This window comes from Protofrankia sp. Cas8, from assembly GCF_963555845.1.
Classification (GTDB): domain Bacteria; phylum Actinomycetota; class Actinomycetes; order Frankiales; family Frankiaceae; genus Protofrankia.
Genome location: NZ_CAUVXI010000150.1, coordinates 1 through 13,987, shown reverse-complemented (window position 1 = coordinate 13,987; position 13,987 = coordinate 1). Strand labels below are relative to the sequence as shown.

Here is a 13,987-nt window from a genome sequence, read left to right as displayed (position 1 = left end):
CAGTTAGGGCCTGTCTGATGGATATCGTCGGTGACGACGACAAGGCGGCGGGACGCCTTTTGGGCATCGATCCGCACGATCGAAGATCTATCAGACAGGCCCTGGTCGAGGCTATTTGACGCCGATTCTTGTTGATCCATCGGCGTGGGGTGGTTCGTTAGAGGGAAAATCAACGTGACCCGGCCGCTCGAAGGTGAGGGCGCGAGGGGCCGGGGCGGGTCTGTGGTGTTCAGCCGATGACGAGTCGTTCACCGCCGAAGTCGGCGATGATCTCCAGGCGTCCGCCGAGAGCCTTGACGTAGGCGGCGAGTGTGCGCAGCTCGCTGGCATCGACGGTGGCCCGCTCGATCGCGGAGACGCGTTCTTGGCGGACGTGCATCCGGTCGGCGACGTCCGCCTGGGTCAGGCCCAGCCGGCGACGCATCTCGGCAAGTCGATGGGCGCGGTTCTCGGCAACGAGTCGGCTGGCGCCGGATTCGACTTCGTGGCGGTCGGCGTCGTCGGGGAAGAACTCCGCGAGGAAGCTGTCCCTGTCGTAGTCGTGAACCGCGCTCACTGGTCACGCTCCTTGAGGTAGACGGCGTACCGGGCTTCGGCCAGCGGTATCGCCCGCCGGTACCAGGCGGACCATTCGCCCGCCTTGTCGCCCGCGACGAGTAGGACCGCTCGACGCTCCGGATCGAACACAAACAGGACACGGACCTCGCTCGTCCCGGTCGAGCCGGGGCACGAGTTCTTTCAGGTTGTGTATCCGCGAGTCTTTGATCCGATCGACCAGCGGCCGTCCGAGGCCAGGCCCCTCCGCCAGGAGGGCGGCCAGCGCCTGGCCTACACCGATCGCGGTCGTTCGGTCTGCCCGGCGCAGCGTATGCAACCATTCCCTTACCTCGTCGACCATCGCCAGCTGATAGCTCACCGACGGCCCCTTCGGATCAAGGAAGGTTCAGTACATCAGTGTACTAGGACCTTCTCGACGCCGCCAGCTTCCGGGAAACAGGCGGCAAGACCGAGGCGCGGCCGACTACTTGGTCGAGCGCAACGGATGGAGGACGATGTCGTAGTCGGAGAGGACCGTGGCGAAGTCGTCGTGCTTGTAGTCGACGACGACGTCGGCGCCGAGGCTTTTCACCCAGTCCACGTTCGCAGTGCTCGTGGTCGTCGCGACGGTCGCGCCCAGCTGCTTGGCGAGCTGGATCGCCATCGTCCCCACGCCGTCGGAGCCGGCGTGGATGAGGACCTTCTGGCCGGCGGTCACGTTCGCTCGCTCGACGAGTGTCTGCCATGCGGTGAGGCCGACCAGGGGCACCGCGGCCGCTTCCTGCATGGAGAGCGCGGCCGGCTTGAGCGCGACGTCGTGCCCGAGCACGAACGGCGGACGGTAGCGCAGGATGCGCTTGAACTCGCCGTTCCGGATCTTCGAGTCCAGCGGGCTGACGCCGGCGGCGCGGACCCAGACCAGGACGTCGCCGTCTCCCAGCTCGGGTTCTGGGACCTCGGAGGCCGTCCTTGCGGTAGCGCTCGACGATGAAAGCCTTCATGTCCTCCTGCTCTCTTCATCTTGCTCGGCCCGCCGACTTGCGGCGTGATAGAATTACGGACATACTTCAATCAGTGACATGCGATGACGAGAGGCTCGACCGCGCAGGGATCCATTCCCACGGCCTGCGCCCGTCGAACTTCAGCCTGCCGTCACAGCCTGGGAGACAACAGGGAAGAGAGACTCATGACGACCTACATGGCTGACACCCTCGAGAACCACACTGCCGCCGGCCCCTCCACGGTGTTCACCTACCGGCGCACGGGCCCGCAGGGTGGTGTGCCGCTTGTCCTGCTCATGCGGTTCCGCGGCACCATCGACTGGTGGGACCCGGAGTTCATCGACCGCCTCACCCAGGACCGCGACGTCATCCTGTTCGACAACGTCGGCATCGGGTACACCAGCGGTGAGCCTCGCGACACCTCCGAGGGGTTCGCCGAGGGTGCGATCGAGTTCATCGATGCTCTCGGCCTGACGCAGGTCGACCTGCTCGGCTGGTCACTCGGTGGCATCGTGGCGCACCACGTCGCCCTGCGCCGGCCCGACCTCGTACGCAAGATCATCGTCGCGGGTAGCAGCGGGCCGGGCGTGGCGCCGGGCACCCCGGATATGAGCGAGCGGGTGCTCTCCATCATGGCCAAGCCGGACGCGGACGCCGAAGACCTGCTCTACCTCTTCTACCCCGAGACCGAACAGGCCCGCGCATCCGGACTCGAGCACCTCGCGAAGGTCTCAAAGCGCCTCGAAGGCGGCCCCGCGGTGACCGAGGAGGCTGCCCGCGGCCAACTTGCCGCTGTCGCCCGCCTCCTGGCCGTGAATTGGGACCAGCTCAAGTCCGAGCTGCAGGCGATCAGCCAGCCGGTCCTGTATGCCAACGGGATCCACGACGTGATGATCCCCGCCATCGCCTCCTACAAGGCGGTCGAGCAGGTCCCCGACTCCACCCTCGTTCTTTACAGCGATGCTGGCCATGCCTTCCTGTTCCAGCACATCGACGAGTTCGTCACGCAGGTCAACCTCTTCCTCGCGGCCTGACTGCGCAGCGCCCTCGCTCTGCTCGAGGGGCGTGGCACACAACGCTCACAGAAATCCCACCCACAGAAGGACCTGGCCGTGAATAACAGACAAGGAATACGAAACAACGTGGTGACGTCGTACCAGAACGCAGCGACCCGCACCGTCTCCGCCGGTGGCGTGGATTTCGCCTACCGGGAGCTCGGCCCGAAGACCGGCGTCCCGGTGGTCTTCCTCACCCACCTGGCCGCGGTCCTCGACAACTGGGACCCTCGGGTCGTCGACGGCATCGCCGCGAAGCACCGGGTCCTCACGTTCGACAACCGGGGCGTCGGCGCGTCCACCGGCTCGACGCCGAACACCATCCAGGCGATGGCGACGGACGCCGTCACCTTCATCCGGGCGCTGGGTCTGGACAAGGTCGACATCCTCGGCTTCTCCATGGGCGGCATGATCGCCCAGGTGATCGCTCAGGACGAACCCCAGCTCGTCCGCACGCTGATCCTCGCGGGCACGGGGCCCGCCGGCGGCGAGGGCATCAAGAACGTCACCAAGCTGTCGCATCTCGACACCATCCGCGGGCTGCTCACGTTGCAGGACCCGAAGCAGTTCCTCTTCTTCACCAGGACTCCCAACGGGCGTCAGGCAGGCAAGGAGTTTCTGGCACGCTTGAAGGAGCGCACCGACAACCGAGACAAGGCGATCTCCCTCAAGTCCTACGGCGCACAGCTCAAGGCCATCCACCGCTGGGGGCTGGAGCGGCCATCCGACCTCTCCGTCATTCGCCAGCCCGTGCTCGTCGCGAACGGCGAGAGCGACAGGATGGTACCGACGAAGAACTCGGCCGACCTGGCTCGACGCCTGCCGGACAGTGAGCTGGTGATCTACCCCGACGCCGGGCACGGCGGCATCTTCCAGTTCCACGGGCAGTTCGTCGAAAAGGCCCTCGAATTCCTCGAGCGGTAGAGCCGGAGGGGAGGCGGCCCCTTCGCTCCCGCCAGTCGCGGTCGAGGGGGCCGGCCTCGCAGAATCCGCACGACCGGTCGTCAGCCCCAATACGGTTGAGCCGTGCGCGTTCCGCCGCGGAGCGCCATGCGTGGTGCTCAGCGTATGAATGCGAGGGCGTTCTGGATGCCCTGTTCGAGGACCTCGTCGGCGAACCTCGGGTCGGACAGGGCGCGGGACAGCTGCATCGTTCCCACCATCAACGTGAAGAGCCCGAGCGTCTTTCCGCGTGCGGACTGCGGATCGTCAGGAGCCAGACGGGCGGCGATTTCGTCCACGATGGCCCGCGTACCGTCGGTGTAGGCGTGCTTGGTTGTGGTCGCGCAGCGCCCGATCTCGTCGAGCAGAGCGGCGGAGGGGCATCCGGCGCCGGGGTTGTCCCGGTGCTGAGGCGTCAGGTAGTCGCGTACGAACCCCTCCAGTCCCGCTCGGCCGGGCGCCAGCGTGCTGAACCTCGCGGCCTGTGTACCGAGCTGGTCAGCGACGACTGTCGCGACGAGGTCCTCCTTGGACGCGAAGTGGGCGTAGAACGCACCGTTGGTCAGCCCCGCGTCCGCCATCAGCGTGGCGACGCCGGAGCCGTCGATGCCGTCCTGCTTGAACCGATAGCCCGCCGTCTCGATGATCCGCTGCCGCGTCGCCTGCTTGTGCTCCTTGTCGTAGCGCGCCACCGGGCTCCTCCATTCGCTTTGCAAGGCCCTTGCCCTGCACCCCATCCTAGATGGTAGTATGACGTACGTAATATTACGATCGGCAGGTAATGTGATCGGTGACGTCCGAGACGAGGCATGCCCAAAGTGACGTCCCCAACAGATCGGCGTGGACCAGTCGCGCGTACTGGCCGCGGATGAGGTCGCCCGCCGCCCATCACATCGACCCCCGGTCGGCGGCCGTCACCGCTGTTTACCGTGGATCAGGTCCAGCCCCAGTGCCGTCGATGAGCCTCGACGCACCATTCCTGCACGGTCGCCAGATCCGGTTGGGCCGGCAATGGTGTTCGGCCGGCCGCGAGAAGGTTCTCCACCTGAGACTGGACGTCGGCGATTTCGTCCAGCACGGCGCCGAGTTCACGGACCTCCCCGCGTTTGACCTGCAGGACGCGTTGCCGTTCCGGTTCGGGCATCGGCAAGGTCAGCCGTCCGTCGCGGGCGACCTCCCTGCCTTGGTAGGCCAACCGTAGAGCGTGGGAGGCGTATTTGACGTCGTAGCCGAACCGGGCCACCAGTTCCGGTCGGTTGGGTGTCCCGCGTCGCGGTCCGCGGCCGACCAGTCGATTGAGCTGGGAGTCCAGGTAACCCAGGAACCGGCGCACCGCCTGCTGCGAGAGCATGGCCGGAACCAACCTGCGCAGTTCCTCGCCCAGCGGGGTGACGAGCAGCACCGTGTCGGCCGGCGCGTACAGCGGTAGCAGCGCCGTTGGGTTGCCCTTTGTCGCCAGCCGCAGATACTTCCGCAGCGAGTAGATCACCAGGTCGGTGTCGCCGGGACCGGAGCGTGCGCCCTCGGGCTGGGTCCGGAACACGTAGTGGTCGGACGGCTTACCGAGCCCCATCAGGTAGGCCGGGGGTTCGATGAAGACGCCCATCTCGTCGTGGTCGTCGGTGCCCTCGATGGCGATGCCGTGCACGCCGGAACCGACGACCGTGCGCAGGATTTCCCCGGTCAACGCCAATTCACGGTCGCCGTACTCGGTCTGGGGTGCGGCAACGGGCATGCCGTGATGATGGCACGACCGGCGCCGGCCGCTCGAACCATTTTTTCCGTGCTCCAAGCGTCTGACGTAATAACGTCGCCGGCGTTCGTGTGGTCCGGTCCGCAGCCGCCCGCGCGGCCACGCAACGGTGGGGGTAGCCCCACCGCGCCGGACCGTTACGCCGGTTTAGCGTTGGAGTGCCCGGCAATAGGGGCGTGACGACATGAGGAGACCTGATGAAGGCGATCGTCCAGGAGCGGTTCGGCCCGCCGGACGTCCTGCGGCTGGTGGACACCGACCTGCCCGAGATCGGGGCCGACGACGTGCTGGTTCGGGTGCACGCCGCCGCGCTGAACCCGTACGACTGGCACATGCTGCGAGGCGACCCGCTCGTCGCGCGGCTTATGGGAGTGGGCCTGACCAGGCCGAAGTACCGGGTGGCCGGGCTCGACGCGGCGGGTCGGGTGGAGGCGGTCGGCGCGAACGTGCGCGGGCTGCAGGCCGGCGACGAGGTGTTCGGCTTCTGCCCGGGAGCGTTCGCCGAATACGCCCGCGCCGAGGCGGACAAGGTGGTGCCCAAGCCGGCGGGCCTGACCTTCGAGCAGGCGGCGGCGGTCCCGGTGGCGGCGGCGACCGCCCTGCGGGGGATCCGGGACGTGGGTGAGGTGCGGGCCGGACATCAGGTGCTGGTCAACGGGGCCGCCGGCGGCGTCGGCACGTATGCCGTCCAGATCGCGGCGGCGCTGGGCGCGGAGGTCACCGGGGTGTGCAGCACCGGCAACGTCGAGCTGGTGCGCTCGATCGGTGCCGCACACGTCGTCGACTACACGGCGGAGGACTTCACCGACCGGCACGCGCACTACGACGTGATCCTCGACAACGTGGGCAACCGGCCGCTGCGCCGGCTGCGCCGGGCGCTGACCCCGACGGGGACCCTCGTGCTCAACGCCGGCGGCTCACCGGGCCGCGTGGTCGGGGCGGTGGGCCCCATGCTGCGGGCGGTCGTGGTCAACGGTTTCGTCCGACAGCGCCTGCGGATCCTCCCGACCCGGGAGGACCGGGCGGAGCTGCTCGCCCTCACCGGGCTCATTGAGGATGGGACGCTCACGCCGGTCGTCGACCGAACGTATCCGCTGGCCGACACGGCCGAGGGCCTGCGCCACGTGGAGCAGGGACACGCCCGCGGCAAGGTCGTCGTCACCGTGGCGTGAGGCCCAAGCCCATCCGACGGTGCGCGGTTTTCGCTACGGCCGGAGGGCATTGCCGGTCACCGCTTGTCACCGCTTGTCACCAATGGGTCCGTTCGCCGAGCGGGGCCTGTTCGCCGACCAGGCTCTGCGGGAACGTCCGCACGGCTCGGCGTTGCACGTCCACCGGGACGTAACGCTCGCCGGGGATCTCCCTGGCGAGCGTTACCCGGTCGACGAGATCGGAAACCGTGTGTGTCGGTGCCGGGACCTTTCGAGGCGCGCCGTCGAAGATTGCCCGCAGCTCATCGGAGGTACGCGGGCTGCGCGGGTTGGCCGCATCCGGGAGCGCGGCCTGGCGGTTCCAGATCGCGTCCTTGGTGACGTTGACGACCACCCCGTCGGGTGCGCCGAGCGCGAACAGGCCGTCCCAGTGGGTGCGCACCCCGGCGATCGCCTCGCCGATGAGATCGTTGTCGTAGGCAAGGTGGGTGACCATACCGATCCGCGGATTCACCTGATTGATCATGTAGCCGGTGGCGTAGTGATCGGTGTGTACCAGGTCGATGGTCATGTCGTAGAGGATTTCCGGCGTACCGGTCTTGATCGCTACGAGCGCGCCGGTGTCCATCTGCAGTTCGGTCACGAACACGTCGACGCCCTGGGACTGTTCGATCGTCAGCTCGTCCGGGCGGCCGTCGGCGGTCCAGACGAACGACAGGCCGTTCCAGTCGAGCCGGTAGCCGGTCGCGCCGTTCATGTTGTGGATCCGGCGCCAGTGGCGGATGGTGACGCCGTCCTGGTCGTAGCAGACGCCGCCGTCGTCGGTCCAGTCGAACTCGTTCACCTCAACCTCGAAGCCGCGGCCGACCGGGACGGTCGAGGATGCGGTGGTGTTCCAGTGGTTCATCTGCTGCAGGCCTTCGATCATCGCCGCGGTGCCCTCCCGCGGCGTGTTACCCGACGGGCCGTGTACCCGCAGCGGCGTCCAACGCCCCATCCACGGAGCCGAGCCATGAAGGTATGGAAGCTCCCCATAGTGGTCCACGTGCAGGTGCGTGATGAAGATGTCGTTGATCGTCGCGATTGGGATTTGCTGCGCGACGAGGTTACGCAGGCAGCCGGGGCCGAAGTCGAAGATGAAGCTCCGCCCGTTGCCCAGCTCGACCAGGATGCACGTCGCGGCCTGGCTGCGCCTGGGCGGGAACGGGCACGAGCCGGCGAACGTCACCCGCATCTCGTCGGCGCCCAGCTCCTCGGACTGTGGGAAGTACGTCGTCGCGTTCTGCACGCTCGGCGTCGGCCGGTAGTACGGCGGCAGCGTGATCCCGGCGCCCGGGCCACCGCCGTAACGGCTCTGCGCAGGCGTCTCAGTGCCCGTCGCGCTGCGGCTCGACTCGCGTACTCCGTCCGCAGCGCCGCTGGTGGTGGCATTCGGTGCCGGCCGTGGGGCGGTCACCGGCCTGCTGATCGCCTCCACCGCGCCGCGCACCACGCTGGCGGCGTGCTGCGCGGCGTGCTGGGCGGCGTGGCTCATGCTCTGGCCCTGGGCCGCGGCGGCCCCTTTTTGGACGCGTTCCGCCATGCCGCGCTGTGCGCTGGCGGTGGCGCCCAGGGCCTGGGTGGCGGCTCGCGTCGCCGCGTTCACGCCGTCGGTCACGCGGCGCCCGACCCAGTCGTTGGGAATCGTCTTGGTCAGGACACCGGAGGTGAGTTCCCCGACCGCTTCCGTAAGTGTCCGGTAGGCCTTCGTGAGGTCCTGCAGTGCGTCGGAGACCTGTTTGGCCCCGAGCAGCATGGCGATCGGGATCTTCTTGCCCACGAGGTGGGCCGGGAACTCGCGCACCATCGGACGCTGGACGTCCGCCGGCGCGTACGTCGTGGCGGGGATCTCGCGCGCGAGGGTCTCCTCATCCACCAGCTCCGAGATCACATACTTCGGCGCGGGGATTTCAAGGGTTTCGGGAATCGTTCCACCGAACATGGCGCGCAGCTCGTTGCGGGTCGTGGCGCTTCGCGCGTTGGCCGCATCCGGGAGCGCGGCGTGGCGGTTCGAGATCGCGTCCTTGGTGACGTTGACGACCACACCGTCAGGTGCGCCGAGCGCGAACAGGCCGTCCCAGTGGGTGCGGACCCCGGCGATCGTCTCGTTGATCAGCCCGTGCTCGACCGCCAGGTGGGTGACCATCCCCATCCGCGGGTTGACCTGGTTGATCATGTAGCCGGCGCCGTAGTGGCTCGTGTGTCCCCGGTCCGTCGACAGGTCGTAGACGACCTCGGGAACACCGGTCGTGATCTCCGCAATCGGCCCAATATCGAGCTGGAGCGCGGTCACGAACACATCAACACCCTGGGACTGCTCGATCGTCAGTTCGTCCGGGCGGCCGTCGCCGGTCCAGACGAACGACAGGCCGTTCCAGTCGAGCCGGTAGCCGGTCGCGCCGGCCATGGTGTGGACCCGGCGCCAGTGCCGGATCGTGACACCGTCGTGGTCGTAGCAGATCCCGCCGTCGTCGGTCCAGTCGAACTCGTCGACGTCGACCTCATAGCCGTCGCCCACGGGGGCTCCCGAGAAGGCCTTGGTGTGCCAGTGGGCCATCGTCTTCATGCCCTCGATCATCGCTGCGGTACCTTCCCACGGCGTGCGACCCGACGGGCCGTGCACCCGCAGCGGCTTCCAGCGCCCGGTCCACGGAGCGAACGCGTACAGGTAGGGCAGTTCCCCGATCGTCGCCGAGTGCAGGTTCGTCAGGAAGATGTCGTTGATCGACGGGACCGGGATCTGTAGCGCGACGAGGTTGCGCAGGCAGCCGGGGCCGAAATCGAAGACGAAGCTCCGCCCGTTGCCCAGCTCGACCAGAATGCAGGTGCCCGCTTGGTCACGCCGTGGCGGGAACGGACACGAACCGGCGAACGTGATCCGCATTTCGTCGTCGCCCAGTTCCTCGGCGAGTGGGAAGAACGTCGTGCCGTTCTTCGCACTCGGCGTCGGCCGGTAGTAGGGGGGCAGCGTGATCCCTGCCCCTGGGCCGCCGCCGTAACGGCTCTGGGCCGGCGTCACCGCATCCGCCGATTCGTGACCGTTCGACATGTTGCTCCCCTCGTCGCCCGCACATCAACCGTGCCTGCGCACATCAACCGTGCCCGGCCCGAAGCCGATAACACGCTCATGCGGCGAATCACCCGACGCGACCTCGGCCATTACCTCGCCTGGTCCTCGGGCGGCTGGCCATCCGTCTGATCTCCGCGGCGCGGCGCGGGGCGGGGCGGGGCGGGGCGGGGTGTGGTGTGGCGGAGGGCCGTGGTGACCGGCCTGATCTGCTCCCCGCTGGTATTCGGCTGGGCATGGTGGATGCAACACTTCCTGCTCGGCGGGCGGATCGGCTGGCGCTCACTACTGGGCGGCGCCGCATCCCTGACGATCGCCCTGTTCGGCCTCAGCGTTTTCCTGGCCATCTTCCTGTCCGGTTCGATCACCGGCCGCTCCCACCAATACGGCCCGATCATCCGGTCTACCCCGGGTCCCCCGCGCCCACCGGGCCGATCAAGTCCACGCCGATCAGGTCGGCCCGGGACGGGCCCGAGAGCGGCTCCAGGACACCGACCTGAGCGTCGCCGATCTGGCGACGTTTAAGCCCGTAGGCCACCACCTGGTGGTAGCAGATGTCGAACAGCGTGGTTTATCCGGAGCTGCAGCCTGTGTGGCCGGTTCCGGTTACCGTTCTCACGGGCTTTCTCGGGGCGGGGAAGACCACTCTGCTGAACCGGATTATGGGCGGTGATCACGGGCTCCGGGTCGTGGTGCTCGTCAATGATTTCGGCTCGTTGAGCATCGACGCAGACCTCGTAGTCGGCGTGGACGACTGTGCGGTCGTCAGCCTGGCGAACGGGTGTGTCTGCTGCACGATCCGTGATGATCTATTCGATGCCGTGCGGCGCGTCATGAACAGGCCCGAAGCCCCCCAGTACGTGATACTTGAGGCCAGTGGTCCGGGCCAGCTGAGCTGGCGGCCTGAAGGCCGTCACACCGCTGGGTGGCGTTCTGGTCCGTGACCGGGCCGGGTAGTTCACCGTGGCCGTCACCGTCAGCCATCGTGAATCGGCCCCCCCGTCGCAGACGTGGCCCGGCAGCGGGTCAGGCGCAGGCCCGTCCTCAGCGACTCACCAGCTTGTTCAATATCGACGATTCGCGATATTATCGGGGGCGTGCTCTCTTCCGGTGACGTGGCGGCAACGGTGCTTCGAGACGCGCGTCGCCGGGCGGGGTTGACTCAGATCGAGCTGGCGGCCCGCGCGGGAGTGACGCAGAGCGTGATCAGCGCCTACGAGTCCGGGCACCGGCAGCCGGCCGTGTCGACGCTGGCTGCGCTGATCGAGGCGTCCGGGTTCGAGCTCACCGTGGGAATTCGCAGACCGCCGCACCAGCTACAGATGCTGTCTGGGCCGATCGGGCGCGTGGTCCGTCACCACCGGCGGGAGCTGATCGCGGCCGCCGCAGCGCACAGGGTGTCGAACCTGCGGGTGTTCGGCAGTGTGGCCCGCGGGCAGGACCGCCCTGACAGCGACGTGGACCTACTCGCCGACCTGCCCGCCGATCTGGGACTGCTCGGGCTCGGTCGCGTGCAGGACGCGTTGGAGACCATTCTCGGTGTCCCGGTCGACCTGGTCCCGGCGCAGGACCTCAAGCCCGAGGTCCGCGCGCGGGTCGAGCGCGAACAGGTGGCGCTGTGACCTACCGGGACCGTCAGCGGGTGTCCGACATCCTCGCCGCGATCGAGGCGATCGGTTCCCACCTGCAGCGCGGCAACCTCTCGGATGGTCTGGTCTTCGACGCGGTCCGAATCCGACTCCTCGAGATCGGGGAGGCCGTCAAAGCTCTACCCACTGACCTGCTCGCCACCGAACCGGACATCCCCTGGAAGCAGATCGCACGAATGCGCGATCACCTGGCCCACCGCTACTTCGACACCTCGCACGCGATCCTGCAGGCCACCGTCGACCACGACCTGCCCGACCTGGAACAGGCGATCCGACGGCTGAGCCGGCACCTGGCCGATGAGTCCGCTGACACGAATGAATGACCTCCACCGAAACACCCCAGAAATTCCTGTGGCGCTCCGGTTCACGGGAACTCCGTCATCAGCCAGAAATTTTTTCCGGGTTCGGCGTGGAGAGTACTTGTTTGAGGATTGTTTTCGCATCGTCGCTGCCCAGCTGAATCACGGTGTCGACGAAGTCCGGTTCGAAGAGCAGGTAGCTGAGGATATCGTTGCTACTCGGGAGCGGACCAAGCAGGGTGCGAAGAAGCGCCAGTTCAGGGTCCAGCAGAAATCGTGCGCCGGACAAACGATTCGCCAGGACCTCTTCCGTACAGCCTTCAACATCGGTGCGGCGGAATCTTGTACCGCGGGTTCCTGCGGCGGGCGACCGCCGGGCGGAACCTCGGGGTTGCGGATCGGCTCGGTACCCACTACCAGCACCCGTCCGGCGCCCAGCGCGATAGCCGGCTTGACGTGGCTGGCGGGCAGACGCTGGCGGCTCCTGCCGTAGATGGCACGCCGCCTCAGGCCGACGGCCACCCTCTGATCACAGTCCATCCCCTGATCACAGTCCACCCGCTCGGTCTCGGCAGGGAATGGACCACGGCGGCGGTTCTGTGTTCGCCTGGTCGCCGATTGTACGAGAACGCACGCCCGTGTTGATAACCTGGTACGGCTTGCCCTAAGGTGCGGAGGCACCAGAACGCTGGTGGGTCCGGCGGCCCGGTCGCCGCCTTGAACACGGGGGTAGAAAATGTCGGTAACAGTGATCGTCAAGTTTGTCGTGGATCCGACGATGTTCGGAGAAGCGCACCGCGAACGGGCGGCAGAATTCGCGGCGGTATCCAGCGACGGCAAGGCGCAGGGTTGCCTGCACCACCGGTTTGTGGCCGGCGAGGACCATGTGCTGGCGGTCGACGAATGGGAAAGCGTGGAGGCGTTCCAGAATTTTTTCGCGAACCAGACCGAGATCCCCGGACTCATGCAGGCCGCCGGAGTATCCGCGCCGCCTGAGGTCAGCGTATACCAGAGCCTGAACTCCGCGGATTCGTTCTAGGGACGACCGATCGCGGCTCCGCCGGCCCGGTTCTGCGCGGTGGCGTAAGACAGTCCGTCTGTTGGCGCCGCCGCTGCGGTGCTGTCGGCCGGAGCTGGGCTTGCGGCTGCAGTTGGGCCTGGGCTGGTGAGGCTGGCGAGCATGTCGAGTGCCGTGCGAGACGGTGAGCCGGGCGGGGCGCTGTAGACGGTGAGGGTCAGCTCGCCGTTGTCGGCGAGGCGGAAGTTTTCGTACGCGACAGTCAGCTCGCCGACGAGCGGATGCTGGTAGGCCTTCGTGCCGTGGGTGCGTTCAGCTACCTGATGGTCGGCCCACCAGCGCCGGAACTCGGGGCTGTGCACCGACAGCTCACCGACCAGGGACGCGAGCTCCGGGTCGTGCGGGTACTGCCCGGCGCGTAGGCGCAGCACGTTGACCGATACGCGGGCGACCTTCTCCCATTCCCGATAGAGCGACCGCGCCGTCTCGTCAAGAAACATGAACCGGCACATGTTCCGCTGGACGGCCGGGATCGCGTCGAAGTCAGTGATGAGGGCGGCGGCGAGCCGATTCCAGGCGAGGACGTCGGAGCGCCGGCCGGTGATGAACGCCGGTGTGCCCGACATCTGCTCAAGCATCACCCGTAGCGTCGGGCGGACCCGTTGTGGCGCCACCGGTCGCGGGCGGGTCCGCGCCGGGCGGGCGAGGTGGAACAGGTGATCCCGTTCGGCGTCGTCGAGTTGCAACGCCTGGGCCAGCGCATCGAGGACCGTCTCTCCGGGGTTCGCGACGCGACCCTGCTCGAGGCGGACGTAGTAGTCCACGCTGATGCCGGCGAGCAGAGCGAGTTCCTCGCGACGCAGTCCGGGAACGCGACGGGCTCCGGCGAACGCGGGTATGTCGCCGTCGCCGGGACGTAACCGCGACCGCCGTGCCCGCAGGAACTCCCGCAACTCATCCCGCCGGTCCATGCGGCCTATTGTCCCCGTCGGGGTGAGCCGGCGGGCGGCGCGAAGCTGGTCCTAGGAGAACTACGGTCGGTCCGACCCCGGGTCGGGCCGGGTCAACCCGGCCTTGGCCGTGCCGCGGTTAGCTGGAGACCACTGAGCTGATGACGATCCGCCGAACACAACCGATGGAGTGACCACAGTGCAGCTGCGTACCTTGGGCACGGCTGGCCTAGCCGTCTCTGCTGAGGGACTGGGATGCATGGGGATGAGCGCCTTCTACGGCGCCCGCGACGACGCCGAGTCAACGGCCACGATCCACCGTGCGCTCGATCTCGGCGTGACCTTCCTCGACACGGCCGACATGTACGGGCCATGGACCAACGAGCGGCTCGTCGGCGCGGCCATCGCCAGCCGGCGGGACGAGGTCGTCCTCGCCACCAAGTTCGGTAACGAGGTCGACGACGAGGGGCGGCTTGCCGGGCGGGTCAACGGCCGCCCCGACTATGCGCGTCGCGCTGTCGACAGG

Annotated in this window: 13 protein-coding genes and 3 pseudogenes; 8 read left to right on the top strand and 8 right to left on the bottom strand. The window is 67.6% G+C overall.

Annotated elements, in window-relative coordinates:
- Positions 1-229: 229 nt before the first annotated feature.
- The 3 genes and pseudogenes from U9977_RS19095 to U9977_RS19085 form a co-directional block, all read right to left on the bottom strand.
- The gene (locus tag U9977_RS19095; RefSeq protein ID WP_322750647.1) at positions 230-556 is read right to left on the bottom strand and encodes a helix-turn-helix transcriptional regulator; all 327 of its coding nucleotides are present in this window, start codon (positions 554-556) and stop codon (positions 230-232) included.
- Positions 553-898, bottom strand: a pseudogene (locus U9977_RS27120) (type II toxin-antitoxin system RelE/ParE family toxin). The gene U9977_RS19095 and the pseudogene U9977_RS27120 overlap by 4 nt, the downstream one beginning before the upstream one ends.
- 138 nt (positions 899-1,036) lie before the next feature.
- Positions 1,037-1,538, bottom strand: a pseudogene (locus tag U9977_RS19085) (zinc-binding dehydrogenase); the annotation flags it as partial.
- Between the two features lie 185 nt (positions 1,539-1,723).
- On the opposite strand from U9977_RS19085, the gene U9977_RS19080 reads away from it, so the two are divergent.
- A complete protein-coding gene (locus U9977_RS19080; protein ID WP_322750644.1) occupies positions 1,724-2,572 on the top strand; it encodes an alpha/beta hydrolase in 849 nt (282 codons plus the stop codon).
- A 78-nt stretch (positions 2,573-2,650) separates the two neighbouring features.
- The gene (locus U9977_RS19075; RefSeq protein ID WP_322750643.1) at positions 2,651-3,517 is read left to right on the top strand and encodes an alpha/beta hydrolase; all 867 of its coding nucleotides are present in this window, start codon (positions 2,651-2,653) and stop codon (positions 3,515-3,517) included.
- Between the two features lie 137 nt (positions 3,518-3,654).
- Here U9977_RS19075 and U9977_RS19070 read toward each other — a convergent pair whose 3' ends face one another.
- Together U9977_RS19070 and U9977_RS19065 are read right to left on the bottom strand one after the other, a co-directional pair.
- The gene (locus U9977_RS19070) at positions 3,655-4,227 is read right to left on the bottom strand and encodes a TetR/AcrR family transcriptional regulator (protein ID WP_322750642.1); all 573 of its coding nucleotides are present in this window, start codon (positions 4,225-4,227) and stop codon (positions 3,655-3,657) included.
- A 242-nt stretch (positions 4,228-4,469) separates the two neighbouring features.
- On the bottom strand, positions 4,470-5,270 hold the full coding sequence (locus U9977_RS19065; protein WP_322750641.1) for a DNA polymerase beta superfamily protein: 801 nt from the start codon (positions 5,268-5,270) through the stop codon (positions 4,470-4,472).
- Positions 5,271-5,485: 215 nt separating this feature from the next.
- Here U9977_RS19065 and U9977_RS19060 point away from each other — a divergent pair, with 215 nt between their 5' ends.
- Complete coding sequence (locus U9977_RS19060; protein ID WP_322750640.1) at positions 5,486-6,460, top strand: NAD(P)-dependent alcohol dehydrogenase; 975 nt, start codon at positions 5,486-5,488, stop codon at positions 6,458-6,460.
- A gap of 76 nt (positions 6,461-6,536) precedes the next feature.
- Here the strand turns inward: U9977_RS19060 and gntH are convergent, their stop codons facing one another.
- Positions 6,537-9,527: a guanitoxin biosynthesis MBL fold metallo-hydrolase GntH gene (gntH, locus tag U9977_RS19055; RefSeq protein WP_322750639.1), complete on the bottom strand. Its 2,991-nt coding sequence runs from the start codon at positions 9,525-9,527 to the stop codon at positions 6,537-6,539.
- A gap of 572 nt (positions 9,528-10,099) precedes the next feature.
- Between gntH and U9977_RS19050 the strand changes: the two are divergent.
- From U9977_RS19050 to U9977_RS19040, 3 genes and pseudogenes are all read left to right on the top strand, one after another.
- Positions 10,100-10,426 (top strand): annotated as a pseudogene (locus tag U9977_RS19050) (CobW family GTP-binding protein); the annotation flags it as partial.
- 216 nt (positions 10,427-10,642) lie between these two features.
- Positions 10,643-11,167: a helix-turn-helix domain-containing protein gene (locus U9977_RS19045; protein ID WP_322750637.1), complete on the top strand. Its 525-nt coding sequence runs from the start codon at positions 10,643-10,645 to the stop codon at positions 11,165-11,167.
- Positions 11,164-11,517: a DUF86 domain-containing protein gene (locus tag U9977_RS19040; RefSeq protein WP_322750636.1), complete on the top strand. Its 354-nt coding sequence runs from the start codon at positions 11,164-11,166 to the stop codon at positions 11,515-11,517. Before U9977_RS19045 ends, U9977_RS19040 begins: the two co-directional genes overlap by 4 nt.
- A 58-nt stretch (positions 11,518-11,575) precedes the next feature.
- On the opposite strand, the gene U9977_RS19035 is transcribed toward U9977_RS19040, so the two are convergent.
- Positions 11,576-11,782 carry a hypothetical protein gene (locus U9977_RS19035; protein ID WP_322750635.1) on the bottom strand — a complete coding sequence of 69 codons (207 nt, stop codon included), beginning with the start codon at positions 11,780-11,782 and terminating at the stop codon, positions 11,576-11,578.
- A gap of 447 nt (positions 11,783-12,229) precedes the next feature.
- On the opposite strand from U9977_RS19035, the gene U9977_RS19030 reads away from it, so the two are divergent.
- Entirely contained in the window at positions 12,230-12,532 is a 303-nt protein-coding gene (locus tag U9977_RS19030) for an antibiotic biosynthesis monooxygenase (protein WP_322750634.1), read from the top strand.
- Here the strand turns inward: U9977_RS19030 and U9977_RS19025 are convergent.
- Positions 12,529-13,482 carry a helix-turn-helix transcriptional regulator gene (locus U9977_RS19025; protein WP_322750633.1) on the bottom strand — a complete coding sequence of 318 codons (954 nt, stop codon included), beginning with the start codon at positions 13,480-13,482 and terminating at the stop codon, positions 12,529-12,531. The two genes, U9977_RS19030 and U9977_RS19025, sit on opposite strands and share 4 nt — an antisense overlap.
- Positions 13,483-13,720: 238 nt before the next feature.
- Here U9977_RS19025 and U9977_RS19020 point away from each other — a divergent pair.
- A partial coding sequence (locus U9977_RS19020; RefSeq protein WP_416210692.1) for an aldo/keto reductase occupies positions 13,721-13,987 on the top strand: 267 nt, incomplete at its 3' end.